The organism is Pseudoalteromonas aurantia (genome assembly GCF_005886875.1).
Lineage (GTDB): Bacteria > Pseudomonadota > Gammaproteobacteria > Enterobacterales > Alteromonadaceae > Pseudoalteromonas > Pseudoalteromonas aurantia_A.
In genome coordinates this window covers 1-19,422 of sequence record NZ_PNBY01000031.1, presented here as the reverse complement: position 1 = coordinate 19,422, position 19,422 = coordinate 1, and the positions used below count along the sequence as shown (strand labels likewise).

12 protein-coding genes and 1 pseudogene are annotated in these 19,422 nt (G+C 37.6%); 4 read left to right on the top strand and 9 right to left on the bottom strand.

Annotated features, from left to right (window positions below):
• The first annotated feature begins 2,245 nt into the window (after positions 1-2,245).
• Positions 2,246-3,601 (top strand): class II 3-deoxy-7-phosphoheptulonate synthase, encoded by a 1,356-nt coding sequence (locus CWC18_RS07135; protein ID WP_138674989.1) that lies wholly within the window; start codon positions 2,246-2,248, stop codon positions 3,599-3,601.
• A 36-nt stretch (positions 3,602-3,637) separates the two neighbouring features.
• Here the strand turns inward: CWC18_RS07135 and ppsR are convergent, their stop codons facing one another.
• Positions 3,638-4,447 carry a posphoenolpyruvate synthetase regulatory kinase/phosphorylase PpsR gene (ppsR, locus tag CWC18_RS07130; protein WP_138593796.1) on the bottom strand — a complete coding sequence of 270 codons (810 nt, stop codon included), beginning with the start codon at positions 4,445-4,447 and terminating at the stop codon, positions 3,638-3,640.
• Positions 4,448-4,589: 142 nt separating this feature from the next.
• Here ppsR and ppsA point away from each other — a divergent pair, with 142 nt between their 5' ends.
• A complete protein-coding gene (gene ppsA / locus CWC18_RS07125) occupies positions 4,590-6,965 on the top strand; it encodes a phosphoenolpyruvate synthase (protein ID WP_138593795.1) in 2,376 nt (791 codons plus the stop codon).
• Between the two features lie 40 nt (positions 6,966-7,005).
• On the opposite strand, the gene CWC18_RS07120 is transcribed toward ppsA, so the two are convergent.
• Positions 7,006-7,209, bottom strand: a complete 204-nt coding sequence (locus CWC18_RS07120) for a hypothetical protein (RefSeq protein ID WP_138593794.1) — start codon at positions 7,207-7,209, stop codon at positions 7,006-7,008.
• 150 nt (positions 7,210-7,359) lie between these two features.
• Between CWC18_RS07120 and ydiJ the strand changes: the two genes are divergently transcribed.
• On the top strand, positions 7,360-10,416 hold the full coding sequence (ydiJ, locus tag CWC18_RS07115; RefSeq protein ID WP_138674988.1) for a D-2-hydroxyglutarate dehydrogenase YdiJ: 3,057 nt from the start codon (positions 7,360-7,362) through the stop codon (positions 10,414-10,416).
• A 557-nt stretch (positions 10,417-10,973) separates the two neighbouring features.
• On the opposite strand, the gene CWC18_RS07110 is transcribed toward ydiJ, so the two are convergent.
• The 3 genes and pseudogenes from CWC18_RS07110 to CWC18_RS07100 form a co-directional block, all read right to left on the bottom strand.
• Positions 10,974-12,185 (bottom strand): tyrosine-type recombinase/integrase, encoded by a 1,212-nt coding sequence (locus CWC18_RS07110; RefSeq protein WP_138590681.1) that lies wholly within the window; start codon positions 12,183-12,185, stop codon positions 10,974-10,976.
• 239 nt (positions 12,186-12,424) lie between these two features.
• Positions 12,425-12,914, bottom strand: a pseudogene (locus CWC18_RS21430) (transposase); the annotation flags it as partial.
• Positions 12,915-13,214: 300 nt separating this feature from the next.
• Complete coding sequence (locus CWC18_RS07100) at positions 13,215-13,745, bottom strand: RNA methyltransferase (protein ID WP_138590685.1); 531 nt, start codon at positions 13,743-13,745, stop codon at positions 13,215-13,217.
• 187 nt (positions 13,746-13,932) lie between these two features.
• On the opposite strand from CWC18_RS07100, the gene CWC18_RS07095 reads away from it, so the two are divergent.
• The gene (locus CWC18_RS07095; protein WP_138590686.1) at positions 13,933-14,439 is read left to right on the top strand and encodes a DUF4240 domain-containing protein; all 507 of its coding nucleotides are present in this window, start codon (positions 13,933-13,935) and stop codon (positions 14,437-14,439) included.
• Positions 14,440-14,517: 78 nt separating this feature from the next.
• On the opposite strand, the gene CWC18_RS07090 is transcribed toward CWC18_RS07095, so the two are convergent.
• The 4 genes from CWC18_RS07090 to CWC18_RS07075 form a co-directional block, all read right to left on the bottom strand.
• Positions 14,518-15,681, bottom strand: coding sequence for a PQQ-binding-like beta-propeller repeat protein (locus tag CWC18_RS07090; protein ID WP_138674987.1), 1,164 nt, complete (start codon positions 15,679-15,681; stop codon positions 14,518-14,520).
• A gap of 103 nt (positions 15,682-15,784) precedes the next feature.
• The gene (locus CWC18_RS07085; RefSeq protein WP_171041051.1) at positions 15,785-17,164 is read right to left on the bottom strand and encodes a winged helix-turn-helix domain-containing protein; all 1,380 of its coding nucleotides are present in this window, start codon (positions 17,162-17,164) and stop codon (positions 15,785-15,787) included.
• A gap of 109 nt (positions 17,165-17,273) precedes the next feature.
• Positions 17,274-18,299, bottom strand: coding sequence for an acyltransferase family protein (locus CWC18_RS07080; RefSeq protein WP_138590692.1), 1,026 nt, complete (start codon positions 18,297-18,299; stop codon positions 17,274-17,276).
• 551 nt (positions 18,300-18,850) lie between these two features.
• Positions 18,851-19,192, bottom strand: a complete 342-nt coding sequence (locus tag CWC18_RS07075; RefSeq protein WP_138674985.1) for a hypothetical protein — start codon at positions 19,190-19,192, stop codon at positions 18,851-18,853.
• Positions 19,193-19,422: the final 230 nt, after the last annotated feature.

The following is a 19,422-nucleotide window of genomic DNA, read 5'->3' as shown; positions in this document are numbered from 1 at the left end:
CAACTGCTGATAACTCATAGGAGTACTGCTTGTTTCTTTGGCGAGAAGAGCGTACCACTTTCAGCAGTTGGCTTCCTCTTCTATACCTTTCTATGAGTGTCGCACTTATTATATGAAATCAGGAATAAGTACTGTGGGGATAAATTAATATATTTGGGGTAAATGAGTTATGAAAAGAAGTATAACAACAAATCTAGAGATTATTCATTTTGATGGCAGCTGTTAAGTTTTATGCTTTTGATAGTTTTGCGTCTTTAACTTGAGAGTATGATGTGTTCTTTTCTTCGATGATACCAGAATAGCCACTTTTTTGCCATCGTGATAATTATCAACAATAGGAATTGAACATACTTAATTTATAGCAGAGAGAAGGGCAGCAAAGCATTACCATAAACAACATTGATGACTGTGTTTATATGAGCTCACTTATTGTAAATTATTACATTATGTTAAATTTAACTTTAGAGCTAATATTGCTATGTCATTTCAGACAGGCGGAACATTTAAAAGATAAAAACTAATTGCTCCCTATTCTCACCCTTTTTATGACTATTTAAGTCAATCATTATGGGAATAACAATCGAACAAATTACTTATATTTATCTTAACCAACTTAGTATACTGACAACTAAAAATTCTGCTTAACTTAGGCACTGCTGAGCAAATATATAACTCCAGGCCAGTATCTCAGTGTTAACTCTGTTGCTGGTATTAGTTTATATCTAGCTCATTCATTTTTGATTCGCTTCAGCATCAAGAGTAATTAGTTAACAACGTTTAGACTTATCACTAGGCAGAACGACGTCTCGGCAGGTGAGCGAAGATAGTACCCGGAATTAACTTTCTACTGCGATAATACTATTTTATGCATAATAAATATGGCATTGTTTTTGGGGTGTCGTTTTCCTCAATATTAAGCATTATCTCTTGGTCGCGCTCGCTAAGTGGCGTTTTTTCTTAGACCTCTTCATATGTGTCATACACATCGTCACCTGTATTTCTTCGTAGTGGTCTGATTAAATCAGAAAGGGCTTTACCATCTGTAAAATTTATCAACGACAGTTCAGTGCAACTTTTTTGTAAGTCCGATGCTTTGTCGCATGCAATTCACCACATAGAGAGTAAAGAATTCTCAAGCTTTTCTAATATTCTCTGTGGAAAATGGGATACAGCCTTAATATTCAATTGCTAAATCAAAATAGCGATGCCACCGTATTTTCTGTTTTTGTTACTCTTATATGCTGCTGGCATTCAGGCAAAGCTCATTACTACTACGACCAACATCTCTTGAAATTGTTTAAGGCATATAATTGCTGAATACGCCCGACTAAAGTAGCTCAATAATTGAGGTACCAATTCTAACTCCTGTTTACTTGTTCCGACTTATATACATTTGCTAAGTTTATTTTATATTGCAATTAAGTATGATGTGTTCTACAAAGGTTGCATTCATAATGTATATTTCCGACTAATGCGGTGAAGGTCTAGGTACATTTATTTATAATCTTATAGGGTTTATTCCTCTATGGGCGGAAGCTCATAATTATTTGCAGTTATAAGAACAACTAGGCCTTGATTGCAAAATAGCTAACTACCAATTAATTTCTCAATTTGAATTTGTAGCATCACGGTTCTGTATGATCACTATTAAACTGGGGGCCTTTTTGCTTATTAACCATTAGGGAATGTAAAAAGATACCAACCATAGCGAGTGAGTAAAGAATGTAAAAACACATCTAAGGCACTAAGTGAAAATTGAAAAGAGCCTTTAAGGTTAAACACGTGTCAATTGCTAAATCAGAATAGTGATTTGTACGACCACCGTGGATTTAAGTATTTTGCTGCTTTGAGATAACACGATCACTGAGCAAAATATAGATGCTACCATGTTGAACTGAAGCAGGATTATACTGTGACCAATTCCAAATTTCCTTCTTCATTTAGAATCATGGGTTAAAGAATTTAATGTTCTAATCGCACCCAAGAAGTTTAAATCAAGTTACTTTTAATTATCTATTTTGACAATGAGTTTACTGAGCTCTCGTGTTGATGATAGCTAAATATGTTTTAGACTGACAAAACAATGGTTAAAGTTGTTTTACTATGGTTTAAGATGCTACTTCTATGCACTAAATTTAGTATGATGTGTTCTTAATTGAAATAAATACTAAATTTACCTTGAAGCGGGTACGTCGATACGATACTTTCGTGGTGAGGTAACATTACATTGGAATGAGGAAAATTAATGAAAACTTGGAACCCAGATAGTTGGAGAGAACATCCAATTGTACAACAACCAGAATACCCTGATAAAGCAGCGTTAGTAGACATAGAAGCGCAACTAAATAAAGCGCCTCCTTTAGTTTTTGCTGAGGAAACACGTAGCCTTTATAAAAACCTAGCGGATGTCTGTGAAGGTAGAGCGTTCTTGTTACAAGGCGGAGATTGCGCAGAGTCATTCTCTGATTTTAATGCTGCAAATATTCGAGATACATTCAAAACACTTCTTCAAATGGCAGTTGTGTTAACTTATGGCGGAAAATGCCCTGTTGTCAAAATTGGAAGAATGGCAGGGCAATACGCTAAACCTCGCTCTTCGAATTTTGAAACAATCGATGGCGTTTCTTTACCATCTTACCGTGGTGACATCATTAATAATTTTGAGTTTACTGAAGCATCGCGAGTTCCAGATCCTAATCGGCTAATGACAGCTTACCATCATAGTGCAGCCACCTTAAACTTGTTAAGAGCATTTGCACAAGGTGGCCTGGCGGATCTGCACCAAGTAAACCGTTGGAATATGAGCTTTGTTGCTGCGAATCCTCTCAAAGAAAAATATCAGCAAATGGCTGATAAAATTCAAGACGCACTCGAGTTTATGGAAGTGTGTGGAATTGATTCAAGCGTAGCACCGAGTCTAAAAGAAACGTCACTCTATACATCTCATGAAGCACTTTTACTAGGCTATGAGCAAGCACTTACACGCAGGGATCACCTTACTGGTGATTGGTATGATTGTTCAGCTCACTTCGTTTGGATTGGGGAGCGCACAAGACAACTAGACCATGCCCACATAGAGTTTTTCCGCGGCATTAAAAACCCAATAGGTGTTAAAGTCGGACCTGGTATGGCACCTGATGAGTTAATCGCGTTAATTGATGCACTTAACCCAGACAATATACCTGGGCGATTAACACTAATCACCAGAATGGGAGCTGACGTACTTCCAGAAAAATTACCAGCCCTTGTTCGCAGAGTACAAGACGAAGGGCGCAAGGTTGTTTGGACCTCAGATCCAATGCATGGTAATACTGAAAAAGCCAGTACAGGATATAAAACACGAAGCTTCAACAATATTCTACGTGAAATAAGTCAATTCTTCTCAGTTCATAAAGCGGAAGGGTCTTACCCGGGTGGTGTACACTTGGAGATGACAGGTCAACACGTTACCGAATGTGTTGGTGGTGCTTATGGCTTATCTGATGAAGACTTAGCACAACGTTATCGTACGCAATGTGATCCACGTCTTAATGCTGACCAAGTATTAGAGCTTGGATTTTTAGTAGCCGATTTACTTAAAGACGCTCGGAACAAAGTTTAAAAATTCAGTTATAAGGGCTGCATTTGCAGCCTTTTATCAATACTTTCTTCTTGTGAGCCCCGTTTCAGAAATAATTTTAGCTGATATCTCTTCTACGGAATGACTGGTAGAATTCAGATATGGCATTCGATGCTTTTTAAACAACATCTCTACTTCTCTGACTTCTATTCGGCACTGGCGAATAGACGCATATTTTGAGTTGGCCATTCTACCTTCACGGATCGCTGATAATCGTTCTGGGTTAATTGTTAATCCAAACAATTTATTCTTATATGGTAGCAAGCATTTGGGGAAGTTGCCTTTTTCCAAATCATCTTCTGTGATTGGGTAATTAGCTGCCTTGATACCATACTGTAATGCAAGATATAAACTCGTTGGGGTTTTACCTGAGCGACTCACACCAACTAAGATAATATCAGCTTGTTCATAATCTTTTATATTTGCACCATCATCATTTGCCAACGCGTAGTTCACAGCATCAATTCTAAAATCATAACTTGCTTCATGAATTGAATGAGTGCGATGAACTTTTGGTACGGGTTCAACATTTAATTCTTTTTTTACGACCTTACTTGCCAGAGCTAGAAAATCATAGCATACGCCTTGTGATGAAAGAATTATGTCAGATAGCTTGGGGTTTACAAATGTAAAAAACACCAGTGGCCGTTCACCAGTATTCTTTGCATTTAAGTCTATCAGTTCTTTGATTTCCTCCGCTTTTCTCACCGTTTCAACAAAAGGGATTGTTTGATGATTAAATTCCACTGGAAACATAGAGAGTGTTGCATGCCCAAACACCTCTGAAGTTATCGCTGTTCCATCTGATATATAAAATGCTGTTCTCATTTTAACCTTGTTCTCACAAATTAGCTGAATTTTGGCTTCCGCGGTTTACGTAAGCGTACTTGCCAGTGTAGAATGCCTTTGACCTGTACTAAAGGTCAAACAATCTCTCACATTAAATACAATTTGTTTTGGAGACAGTTCCGTGCAAGACTACGTTCTCTGGTATCAAGAGTTAGGTATGCAAGATGTACCTCGAGTTGGTGGTAAAAACGCTTCACTTGGGGAAATGATATCGAACCTTTCTAACGCTGGTGTACAAGTACCTGGTGGATTCGCTACAACCGCCGATGCTTTTAATGAGTTTTTAGAGCAATCTGGACTCAATGAAAAAATCCACACTATTTTAGACACACTAGACGTCGATGACGTTAACACACTAGCCAAAGTTGGCTCGGAAATACGACAATGGATAATCGATACTCCATTCCAACCAGAACTAAATAAAGCAATTCACGACGCTTATAATACACTTCACGGTGAAACCAATTCTGATGTTTCTTTCGCGGTGCGCTCTTCAGCTACTGCAGAAGATATGCCAGACGCATCATTTGCTGGTCAGCAAGAAACATTTCTTAACGTACGTGGCATTGACGCCGTAATGGTGGCAATTAAACACGTATTTGCTTCACTATTTAACGACCGTGCAATTTCTTATCGTGTTCACCAAGGTTATGATCATCGTGGTGTAGCTTTATCAGCGGGTATTCAACGTATGGTTCGCTCGGATAAAGCATCATCAGGTGTTATGTTTAGCATCGATACTGAATCTGGCTTTGAAGACGTCGTTTTTATTACTTCTAGTTATGGACTAGGGGAAATGGTTGTTCAAGGCGCTGTTAACCCAGATGAATTTTATGTTCATAAGCCAACGCTTGCTAAAGGCCTGCCTTCTGTTGTTAGACGCAACATCGGTTCTAAAGCAATTCAAATGGTATATTCGTCTGATGAATCACATGGTAAGCAAGTTGAAATTATAGACATTGCCGCTGAACAGTCAGCAAAATTCTCCATAACGGATGACGAAGTCCAAGAACTTGCTAAGCAAGCTGTTATCATAGAAAAGCACTATGGACGTCCAATGGACATCGAGTGGGCAAAAGATGGAAACGACGGTAAACTTTATATCGTCCAAGCACGTCCGGAAACCGTTCGTTCAAACGAAGATTCAAACGTAATGGAACGATTTCAGCTTAAATCACAATCTACTGTGATCGCGGAAGGACGTGCAATAGGTCATAAAATTGGCAAAGGTGTCGTTCGCGTACTTAATTCTATTGACGAAATGGATAAAGTCGAAGTTGGTGATGTACTTGTTACGGATATGACAGACCCTGACTGGGAACCAATCATGAAGCGTGCTGCTGCCATCGTCACAAATCGTGGTGGACGTACATGTCATGCTGCGATCATCGCGCGTGAACTGGGTATTCCAGCCGTCGTTGGCTGTGGTAACGCAACTGATTTGATTAAAAATAATCAGGAAGTTACAGTTTCTTGTGCGGAAGGTGATACTGGCTTTATTTACGATGGTAAGCTTGATTTTGACATTATTTCATCTCGCGTAGACACGATGCCAGACTTACCAATGAAAATAATGATGAATGTGGGCAACCCAGACCGCGCATTCGATTTTGCTAAACTACCTCATGCGGGTATTGGCCTAGCACGTGTTGAATTCATTATTAATAGAATGATTGGCGTTCACCCTAAAGCTCTCATTAATTTTGATGTTCAACCCACAGAACTGCAAGCTGAAATTAAAGACATCATTGCAGGCTATGAATCGCCAGTAGAGTTCTATATTTCTAAGCTTGTTGAAGGTATTTCAACCTTAGGCTGTGCATTTGCACCAGAGCGCGTTATTGTTCGTATGTCTGATTTTAAATCAAACGAATATGCAAACTTAGTGGGTGGTCAACAGTACGAACCAGAAGAAGAAAACCCTATGATTGGTTTTCGAGGCGCAGCGCGTTATATTTCTGAAGATTTCAGAGAGTGTTTTGCGTTAGAGTGTGAAGCCATCAAACGTGTTCGTAACTCCATGGGCTTAACTAATGTCGAAGTCATGATCCCATTTGTTAGAACATTAGAAGAAGCAGCTCGCGTTATTGAATTACTTGAAGAACATGGCCTAAAACGTGGTGAAAATGGTCTAAAAGTAATTATGATGTGCGAACTCCCTTCGAATGCACTTTTAGCTGAAGAGTTTTTAGAATATTTTGACGGATTCTCTATCGGTTCAAATGACTTAACTCAGTTAACACTTGGCTTAGACAGGGACTCTGGATTAATAGCACACTTATTTGATGAGCGTAATCCAGCAATTAAAAAATTGCTATCTATGGCAATTCAAACGGCTAAAGCAAAAGGCAAATACGTAGGTATTTGTGGTCAAGGTCCTTCGGATCATGAAGATTTTGCAGCATGGTTAGTAGAACAGGGCATTGACTCTGTTTCACTTAACCCTGATACCGTATTAGAAACATGGTTATACTTGGCTGACAAGCTAAAAAACTAGTCTTTATAGCTACTAAAAAGTCGGCTTATACGCCGGCTTTCTACTTTATCCCATCAAGTTTATGGCACGCTTTAGTAAATATCGCTTGTAACTTTTTTAAGTATTTTCTAGCAGTTGGATAATATATCGAGAAACAGACGAGTGCGGCCATCGCAAATATTATTGAAGGCCCGGGCACCACAAAAAATATCGCCGCAAGTAATACGAACAAAACACCTAACCCAAGTATCATTACTTTTTTCATACTTTATCTCTCCATCAAAATGACTATAATTAGAGTATACAAATTAAAGTATGTTTAAGTTTGCATAATGTGTAACAAAGATTAAATTTCTCAACTTTTTTCCTATGACTCCGTGGTACAATTAGGTCAAAGCAATAAATTATTACCGTCATGATTGCCAATATAAATCAACAAGATTCAGCAAGTGCCTTATTAAATGATTACCTTAACCTTATTAAAAATAACGGCTTTTTAGGTGAAACTGACAGCAGCTATGCAACAAGGCTCGTTACTGCTACTGATAACAGTATCTATCAAAATGTCCCTCAAGCTGTTATATATCCAAAAAATAACAAAGATATTCAAACAGCATTACATTCTGCGCAACAAGATCCATTTCTATCATTAACATTTGGGCCACGGGGCGGTGGTACAGGGACTAATGGCCAATCACTCACTCCAGGTATTGTGATAGATTTATCGCGTCACATGCGAAAAATCATAGAAATAAATGTTGAAGAAAAGTGGGTAAAAGTACAAGCGGGTGTAATAAAAGATCAGTTAAATGATTATCTTAGGCCGTATGGTTTTTTCTTCGCCCCAGATCTTTCAACAAGCAACCGTGCTACTGTGGGCGGAATGATCAACACCGATGCATCTGGACAAGGTTCACTTGTCTACGGAAAGACTAGTGATCATGTTTTAGGGTTAAAAACTTTTTTGGTCGACGGCACTGAACTCAACACGCAACCAATATCAACTGAAAAAGCACACGTCATTGCAAACCAAGAAGGCAGGGCGTCACAAATCTATCAACAGGTCATTGATAGCTGTCATTCAAATAGGTCATTAATTTTAGAAAAATTTCCTAGGCTAAACAGATTTCTTACTGGGTATGACCTAGAAAACGTGTTTGATAATACGCTAGAAAACTTCGATTTATCTAGGATCATTACCGGATCTGAAGGGTCTTTAGGTGTTGTTACTGAAGCAAAGTTAAATATTACGCCTATCGCACCATTCAAAACTTTGATTAATATTAAATATGACAGCTTTGACTCAGCTCTTCGAAATTCACCATTTCTTGTTTCAGCACAAGCGACATCAGTAGAAACTGTAGACAGTAAAGTATTAAACTTGGCAAAAGAAGATATTATTTGGCATTCAGTATCGGACTTAATAACCAATGTTCCAGGCATAGAAATGCAAGGACTGAATATGGTTGAGTTTAATGGTGAAACAGAAAATGAAATGGATGACAAAATTTCATCACTGTGTACGAAATTAAATGACTTGATAGAAAATAAGCAAGACGGAGTAATCGGCTATCAGCTGATAAACGATAAAGCCGATATATTAAAAATATATGCGATGCGTAAGAAAGCAGTTGGACTTTTGGGTAACACAAAAGGAAAACAAAAACCGCTCGCTTTTGCTGAAGACACCGCTGTACCACCAGAAAACTTAGCAGATTTTATTGTTGAGTTTAGAGCTTTGCTCGACTCACACGATTTAAACTATGGTATGTTTGGCCATGTTGATGCTGGTGTTTTACATGTTCGCCCAGCATTAGACATGAGTGATCCACTACAAGAAAAGTTATTGCGAAAAATATCAGATCAGGTTGTGGCGTTAACAGCTAAATATAGAGGGTTAATGTGGGGCGAACACGGGAAAGGTTATCGAAGTGAATATGGCCCCGACTTTTTTGGTGAAACACTGTTTACTGAATTAAGAAAAATAAAATCAGTGTTTGATAAAAACAACAGATTAAACCCAGGAAAAATTTGTACCCCATTAGAAAGTACAGATGAGTTAGTAAGTGTTGACTCTCAAAAGAGAGCTTGGTTCGATAAGACAATTGACATCGAAGTTCGTGACAGTTTTGAAAATGCTATGAATTGTAACGGTAATGGACTTTGTTTTAATTACGATGAATCTTCTCCAATGTGTCCATCCTATAAAGTGACCAAAGATCGCCGTCACTCACCCAAAGGCCGAGCAAGCTTAATTCGTGAATGGCTAAGATTACAAGAAAAAGCAAACGTAAACGTTCTGAATGTTGAAAAACAGTTGATCAGCAAAGAGAATGACATTACATGGTGGGAAAGATTTTTAAACACGCGTGCAAAGAATAAAGGTGAGTATGACTTTTCACATGAAGTTAAAGCATCTATGGATGAGTGTTTAGCGTGTAAGGCATGCACCACATCTTGCCCAATAAAAGTAGACGTACCTACATTTCGTTCACGCTTTTTAAATCTCTATCATAGTAGATATAATAGACCGCTTAAAGATTATTTAGTTGGAAGTATTGAACTGACTGCACCATATCTATCTAAATGTGCCTTCTTTATTAATCCAGTCGTAAACTCTAAAGTAATGGCCTTTCTCATTAAAAAGATATTTGGTTATGTCGATACCCCAACATTGAGCATACCATCAGTTAATAACAGAGTTCACCATAAATATTTATTTGACGGTGACGAGTTATCTTCGTTAACTGAGGCTGAAAGAAAGAACTGTGTTTTCATTGTTCAAGACCCTTTTACAACTTTTTATGAAGCTGAGTTGGTATCTTCATGTATAGACCTTGTGGTAGCACTTGGTAAGACACCAATTTTATTACCATTTAAACCAAATGGTAAAGCACAACACGTAAAAGGCTTTTTAAAAGAGTTCAAAACAGCTGCAAAAAATACCAGTCAGTTTTTAAACTCACTTTCTCAATATGATATTCCAATGATTGGACTAGATGCATCTCTCGTTATGGTTTACAAGGATGAATATAAAACAATATTGGGCGAGCAATGTGGTGACTTTAAAGTAAGTTTAGCGCATGAGTGGTTTTCTCAACAAGATTGGCAGGGCATCTCTGTATCTGAAGAAAAAGTAGCCTCCAAATTCACATTACTTTCTCATTGTACAGAAACAACGGCAATGCCAAATGCCAGTAAGGCTTGGAAAGATATTTTTTCAAAGCTAGGGTTATCCTTGTCAACGCCGAGCACTGGATGTTGTGGTATGGCTGGTACTTATGGCCATGAAGTTCAAAACCAAGAAAACTCAAGGGCGTTATATGATATGTCTTGGAAAATTGAGATAGAAAAATCAAGAGATTCAATTTTACTGTCTACTGGATTTTCATGTCGTAGCCAGGTAAAACGCTATGAAGGCCAAAAGCCAAAACACCCAATTGAGTACATTGCGCAAAATATCACGCATTGATAATTTGGTCGTATACGCTTACAAACGTATACGACCTTAACCTACTAAATAAATTACTATTACTTTAAACTAATCGGGAAATGACTAAACAAGAAGGATTACCTTCTTAGAACTAAAAAAACCGCAATTTAACATAATAAAAAACACAGAGAATCTATAAATTTGACTGTTTAATCCTTCAATTTCCAAATTGTAGCTTCAAAGACACAGAGTTTTACGCAAGCAGGTTGTAATTACTTACTGTTCACTCAATACCAGACCTGTTTCTGCCTTAAAGTTCAAAGTTCAAAGTTCAAAGTTCAAAGCTCAAAGCTCAAAGCTCAAAGCTCAAAGTTCAAAGAGCTAGTACACCATTTAGTAAATACGCTACTCAAACTTAAAAATCATTGAAATTTATTTGTTGCAAAATTCCACCACTAAAAATTTAATAAAGGTAAAGTAATTTATAGTAAACCCTATCAATATAGCTAATGTGTAAAATATACCTTTAAAAAAGATTTATTTTAATTACTATAAAATTTGGTGAGTTATAAATAAAAAATAAATTAATTTTTTATTTATAACTTTCTTTTTGAACCAGATTTAGCACGTTCTTTAATATTAGTTTGAATATAAATTTGGTCAGTCGTTGCAATTTTAGCATGGCCTAGATCTTCAGATAAGTGCTTTAAGGGTCGATGTTGTGCATCATGCGTCGCTCCTGTATGCCTGAGCCAGTGTGCCGTTGCAGCTTTTAATTGTTCTGACTCATCAGAAAAACCATCGACAGCTAAAGAGTCAACAGCTAAATCGAAGCTTTGCTGCACAATTCGCCTGATCTGACGAACATTCATACCACCTTGACCTCGTAACTTGTGAATTATAGGGTGGGGCTCATCAACTCTGGGCAATGCGGGTAGGGCGCGATACTGTCGATAGCGACGTAAATAAATAATAAAATCTTCACTCAATGTTACATCGCGTAATTTATTACCTTTACCCATGATCCTTAAATACCAAAATCCATCTGGATCTTGCCAAAAATGAGACATAACTGGGGACCATTGTGGCCGTTCAGATAGCTCAGATATACGTAGATATAATCCTTTTAAACATGCCAAAGTGAATAAATTCCTTTCTAAACTTGGGTCTTCTTCGCATTTATCTCGAGTAACGCCAAAGACATATTCCCACTGTAAGTTACTCAATGTATCTGGTAATTTAATTTGAGACTGGACGATTAAATAAGGGCTATTTTTTTTAACTACAGGTATAAAATTAGTAAATGTTTTTTCTTCAAGAATAGCGAATTTATAAAATACATTGAGGGCGGTAAACATAGCAGAAAAGGTTTGCTGACTGACACCATTTTCTTTAAGTGCAAATGGGCGCCACAGCTTATTAACCATACGCCAACCTTCGTGATCTTTAAAGCGCCATTGGACGGAGTCAGATACCCATCGATTGTCAGGTTCTACGACAAACTCTACATATGCTTCGATATCTTCACGCTTGAGTTCAAATACTGAGAGCGCTCTCCATTCCCAAGCCCATAAATAAAACCTTTCCAATTCATTTCTAAAACGATTAAACGTCGCCTCTGATTTTCTCCCATACACATACAAAAACTGATACAAAAACTCAATATCATCCAGTGCATTAGGTACTGATCGTACAGTATGAGATAAAAATGTTTCGAGCTCAGGATATTCATTGGCTAAAGTGCCATCTTCAATGTGCGCAATTTGGTAACGAAGTTGCTTAAGTGTATCAACTAAAGGGGAAAGCATATACTCATAATGTCCGATACTGTTTAGTATTGGACATTATATATAAATAATATATATAAACAATATCCAAAATGACAGCTATGAAAAAACTAAAGCCAATTTAATTTAACATAACGTAAATTATGGGCTATTTATTATAAATCCATTAATATCTGAATTATATGCTAAAGTTGGATCTTAGATTATATTGCTTTGAATCCTAATAAGCTCAATCAGACTCTCGCTGAAATCATCGAATATTTAGCTAGTTCAGTACGAATACGTCGACTGCCCATAAATGGATACTCAAGGTTAATCTCAATCAATATACTGCGCAAGTTAATCTCCTCAGAATAGAGGCCTATGGGCTCATAATTAGCAGTCGAGCGAGCAATATTAAGCCGCTATTATTGACGCTTTGCCAATAGCTGGGTAGATTAATCCATCGTATACTTACACTGTGCCCACTCTAACAACCGAGCATTTCCTCCGAAGATCATTTCCAATGATTAACTGACCGATTTTAGCGTGTAGATTTTCTCTTTCTTCTGAGCTGCCTTTACCAGTTAAGCTTTCAGAGGCGAAAACCAGAGACGCATTTTCAAGCAGTTCTTTTTTACATATAGAGAATTGGTTTGCGTGAAGATTGTAATTATGTGCTAATTCAGCAACGGTTTTATCTTCTTTAGCAAAGGCCAAAGCCACTTTAGCTTTAAATTCAGGAGAGTGGTTTCTGCGTTTTCTAGTTATCATCTGTTCCAATATTTTTAATTACTATAAAAACAGATCAATCACTTAAAGTGATGTACGAAAATTGGAGGCCAGTTCTAGTTTGAACTGTTAAAAATCGCCAAGTAAAACAAATTGTTAAAATCTATTTAGCCGACAAGCTAAACGTTGAGATGCATATAGAGAAAAAACCACAACCAAGGAAAATTAACCTAAGTATAATTATCAGCAAGCCTTTTTGTAACTGGAAAAGCGCAAAGCTACAATAAGCCTTGCGTCAAATTCATCGGTAAAATGAAACTTTTCTTAGAGGCACTTTTGTCACTCACTTTGAGTGAGTAAATCTGATAACACAATATTATTGTTGTTATCTCGGCTACCTCTTATTATCTCATCGTTGTTAAACGTCACACCCGATTTAAGCAAACGGTCATACAATACGACATTCACGGTTGCTGCTAAGTTCATACAACCTTGAGTTGGTACATAGATCACGTCCTGACACATTTTGAGTGATTCTTTCGTTAATGAGCCGTCTTCAGGGCCAAACATATAAAAAGCACTTTTAGGATGTGTGTATTCAGTCAGTGGCCTAGCTCCCTCTATCAATTCAATAGCGACAGGGGTTGCGCCTAATGGGATCATAGACTCTAACGTGTCGGCACCAATCAGTGGGATATTCTGGTAAACCTTTTTAGTGTCGGTTGCAAATTTACGCGCGTTGTCAAAACGCTTACCGGTATAAAATACTGAGTTAACCCCATAGCATCCAGCAGCTCTCATTACCGCCCCAACATTACTTGGACTTTTTGGGTTAGTTAACCCAATACATGCAAACCCATTATCGAACATAAATGCCTCTATCTACTTCGGTTTCTATACCAATTCTCAATCAATCAAATGCAAATGTTTCACACGCATTAAAATATGCGCAAATTTACACTAATTTTCTTAATAGATCGACAAGTATAGGCTTATCAATGACGCCGCTGTCTATGATATGATCTTCATATCATAGATATAGAATGTACATATAAAGATGAATTTAGACCTGTTTTGGCAAACCATCACCATTGATGTTGATATTAATGAAAAGAATTTTCACCTAAAATCACAATTAGAAGCCCTATCCAACGACGACATTAAAGCCTTTGATACACACTATAACGCACAACTTAGGCGCTTATGGCACTGGGATATTTGGGGCGCGGCTTATGTAACATGTGGCTGTAATACAGAGTATGATTTTTTAGACTTTTGTAACTGGATCTTAACCCAAGGCCCTGATGTGGTGGAGAATATTATCACTGACCCTGATTCACTTAGTTCATTAGCAAAAATGCCCTTAAAAGATGCTCTACCCTATCCATACAGCGATGAGTTAGATTTGGTGGCAGGCTTATTATACGAAGAAAAAACTAACGAAGAGTTGCCTTACCACAACGTAGTTAACTTTGCGCCGCAAGGTAAAAAGTTTAAAAGCAAACCAAAATTATTAAAACAAACGTACCCTCAGCTATTTGATAAATATTGGAAGAATAAATAAGCAACTACTTCAAACGGCTCGCGCAACTTGTATACAACACAGCTCGCGCGAGCGATGAAACCATCAAAATGCTATGCGCTACTCATCAAAAACATGAATATAGCCGTCTAAATCAGGGACCAATACTTGCCCGTTAACAATACTCGGGCTCGCATATACTCCACCATGTACAAACCCCTCCACCCTTTTAGGTTTATATTGCCAAAGTAAAGACCCTGAAGCAGCATCTACTGAATAAAACCCAGATTCAGTATTATACCAACCAGGTTCATCATGACCAACTGCGCCGATATACACCTTGCCATTTTTAACCAGAGGCTTGCCCCATGACCAACCATTTGTTTGAAAAGTCCAAAGGACATCACCATTAGTGGCGTCAATTTTTAATAAAATATTTGCGTCTGAGCTACCCAGATAAAACGCATGACCGCTTTCTGAAGGGGTCGCTGATGATTCAACCCAAGACCCGCCTGGCATTTCATACTGCCATAGACCCTTGCCTGAACTCACATCTAATGCATAAACATGGGTATCTCGTGAACCAACAATGACCTTGTTATCTATTACAGCCGGGCTTGATACTATGGGCCCGCCTGTTTCAAACTTCCAACTCAAATCACCCGTTGTACTATTTAATGAATAAACACTACCATCCCAAGACCCAAATATAACCTGCTTCTGATAGACTGTAGGCGTACTTCGGATCATGTCGTTGGCCTTGAATGACCATTTAATTTTACCAGAATAAATATCAACGGCGTATAAATGATTGTCACCGCTGCCAACATACACAGTTCCATTTGAAACAGTAGGAGATGACTTTGTATAATCAAAATCCCAAGGTGCATGATTAGCAGGTAAATTACGAACGACCTTATCATCGTTTAATGACACTCGCCAAAGTTCAGTTCCACTCCAACGATTAAGTGCATACAAATAGCCATCATCACTAGTAAAAAATAACTTATGGTTATAAATCGCAGCCTTAGAGCGTACTATCCCACCCGTTTCAAATTGCCATGCCAACCTATTTCGATCTAGATTTAGCGCATAGAACTTACCGTTATCAGACCCAAAATATGCCGAAGCCCCTTTTACACTCATACTTCCCCAATTCTGTGACCCTATTTGGTAACTTCGCAGGTAATCGCCACTTTTAGCATTGACGTGCCCCACTGAGCTTACGAGCACGATAGATAAATAACATAATGGCTTTAATTTGCTTCGATTAAAAATTGTCATGTTTTTTCCTTTTATTGAATTTCAAACTAAACCTTACACATGACAAATACGATACGTCCTTAATCAAATCTAATTTGTTCTAAATAGTTCTTATGTTGCTGTTTTATATACTTAAGTTTAGAGTTTTCAATAGTGAAATGAAATCTGGTTCATTATGAATAGCGTTAAATTTGGGATCGGTTGCTACCCACATCACCGAAGGTTGTTGTTGAGCAACTGCTTGCTGTAGATACGATATAGCCAATTTAGGGTCTCCAGCAGACACTGCATATCTGGCTAACGACATTGGAGGTGAATACTGTCCGATACTTAGTCGTTTCTGATCTACTCTGAGTAACCAAGTGTACGCCCCTTTCAACCCTGTTTTAGTAAAGTTAGTCGATATTGCCGCAATATCTGCGTCTGTATATCCACCTCTTTTCATCAACCAAATAAGCTCATCAAACGACTTTATTTCATCGCCCATCTCCTCATACAAGGCTTGTAGGCAAACATGGTAATAATACGACCCCTTAGAATACTGTTTAAGCTTGTCTAATTCTTTGAATGCCTGAGCAAAGTTGCCACTCATTAAGTACACCCATGCGACACTCTCACTTGAATACCCTGATGGGTCTAGTAACTGATACTGATTGATATGCTGCAAAGCCAATTTGAATTGTCTATGGGCAAGTAAAAATTGCCCATAGTGACTATGGCTATTAGCGGTTTTCAATGAGTGTTGAAAATGCTTGTCAGCCAATATGTGATCACGCTCAAACAAAAAAAGACTTCTCGCTTTATACAAATGAGCTACTTTATTATCAGGGAGAAGGTTTTGTAATTTTTTTAATGTATGATTAAATGCGATTTTGTGATCAGATCTAGTTAGGCCTCCATGAATCGATTTTATAAAAAGCACACTCACTAACGACTCTAAAATAGACGCATTATTAGGTTCTAATGCATCAGCGCTTTTAAGCAGAGACAATGCTTCGGTTTCTGAACCAGGATGGTTAGCGAGTAAGTAACGTGCTTTAATTAGATCTTGTTTTACCTGATATGGCAATTCGTGGTTTTTTTCACTTGAATAAAGCCCGCTTACCTTTTCATAGTAAGCTGCACAGGCAACCACCACCATCATGCAGAAAATGCCAAACCTTCTCACTTCATAGCCCAACACACGCTGTCGTTTACCTATTACAGGTTTTAACCATAAATACCCTTTGCCAGAAATGGTTTTTATATACTCTGGGTTTCGCACGTTGTCATTTAGTATATTCCGCAGGCTATTAATCAAGACATATATAGCATCTTCGCTCACAACAGTATCAGGCCATACCGCATCTAATATGTCACTTTTCTTTGTTACGTTACCCGCATTGCCACTTAATAATGTCAATGCAACCACCTGCTTTTGTTCAAGCTCCAGTGTCTCTGTGCGGCTAATTAATCTACAAGTGGTTTTATCTAGCGTCCATTTTTTACAAAGCTGCTGTTTCAAAAAGATATCAATCCATTAAAGTTAGACTTAGTTACAACATTCACGATTAAAGGACATTTGCTATAGCCCTAATTCAACATCGAAGTAGGTCACATTGTTAGCTTTACCATCATTTACTATATTGTTCATTTCTACAAAAAAATGAGCGTATAAGCCTTGCGGCAGGCTTTTCAATCCACCTAAATGATAAATAGGCAACACAAACACTTGAGCCCAAGAATAAAATAAACTTGAACGCAATTGGCATTTCAAATGTATTAATAAACTGAATTATTGGCATATGTAGCAAGTATAACGAATATGAAATTTTACCAAGGAAGTCTCCCACTCGATTAGATAACAAACGATTATCATCAGGAACAAAGTAAACAACGCTGAAAAATACTGCCGCCATGACGAACAAGACTTCATAGCTCAACCACATTCTCATCTTAGCATCTGACGACACTGGACTAAAATGAGGGTACATTAATGGAATAAGTATCAGTGAAAAAACAAATATATTTTTGCGCAAGTATAAGGGGATATTCGCCGACTTGTAATGCATCCCTATCAATACACCCACAAGGAAATATGGCAAGCTTCTCATAAGGTGGAAAAAGTTATAAGGAACACCGCCAAAATCTCCATAAAAGCGTGGAAAATTTGAGAAAAACAGTATTATAAGTGCACAAGTAACAATTACATAAATATAACCACGCCGCCAGCACGCAACTTTCCATAGACCAATGAAAATTACATAAAACTGTATTTCTGGTGCAATAGTCCACAAAACACTTTCACCATATACAAACAGCAAATGGGCGATTAAGCTTTGCAACTGAGTTATTTCATACAGTCCTGTATATCCGAAATAGTGCATCGAATAGGAGCAGATAACCACCAACACGTACAACGGAACAACTCTGGCTATTCTTGAAAAGATATAACGCTTTATATTCTCTTTATCTGCTTTTCTATCGAAATAAAGGTGAGACATCAAGAAACCACTCAGTAAAAAAAACAACATCACGCCATATTGGCCAGCTCGCCCACCTAGTGCGCAATCAAGCCAGCCTGTTACATCGCTAAAATGTGTTAGGAGTACAATACTTGCTGCTAATCCGCGCAACGCATTAAGCTTGCGTATTTCCATAAAAAAGTCCAAATCTAAACTAAAAAAGCGCTATATCGAGTCGTATATTATAGTTATACAACAATACAGTGCTAACACGCCATATATCGAAATATGGTAACAGCTAAGATATATGAAGGGTATATTAACGCAGTAATAAAAAAAGCAAAAATGGTCAATGAATACTCTAAACATTACCTAAAGATTAAAGCTTCATAATTTTTATTTTTAGTGAGTAGATTGGGATGAAAATGACAACTCGGAATATAGGGTTAATTCAGCGATAATTTGATTATGCAACACCAAAACAATTCAAGTTGATAAACTCAAAGTTACGCTAATAACACAAGAGCACCCATCCGTTTTAATCAAACATAAAGGAGGCTAGAATACAGGAAAACATATGTAGGTAACGAGTATAAATTAACTTCAGAACAGTTCTGCAGTATGGATGTAACTTTACAATATACTACGCCATACCTTTTCAACCAAAAGCCAACAACACGCCATTACCACTAACAATTTTCGCTATTTTAAAGGAGAGTTGATTCACTCTCCCTAAGCAATTTAATTTAACTACGTGTTATGGCTAATAATGCATTGCCACTTTCTCCATCGTGGCATTTTCTATTACCACCGTCACGATTCTCAATGACTAAAGTGTACTTGGTCTGATTCTGTTCATTTTCACGAATAGCATTAAGCACAGGGCCAAGCAAATAACTTTGATCTGGGTAAATAATAACAGGTTCGTTCTGAAAATTACTTAAACTTCTGTTGTACTGTACTTCGAATGCATTATTCCCAATTGAATAAACAGACTTTACGTAACCAGTACAAGTGAAGATAACCGCATGTGATTGCGCTGCAAAAATCAACGCACTTGCTGCAATAGCTCTAATATATCCTTTCATTTCTTTTCCTTAATATAAGTAAAGAAAATTAAGGTTTTATAGATGGTACATGACAAATTAATTAACCCTGATTTCATATAATAAGTGCGACACTCATAGAAAGGTATAGAAGAGGAAGCCAACTGCTGAAAGTGGTACGCTCTTCTCGCCAAAGAAACAAGCAGTACTACTATGAGTTATCAGCAGTTGACCGAGGGGAGAAGATACCAGATTTCTACCCTTTTGGAACT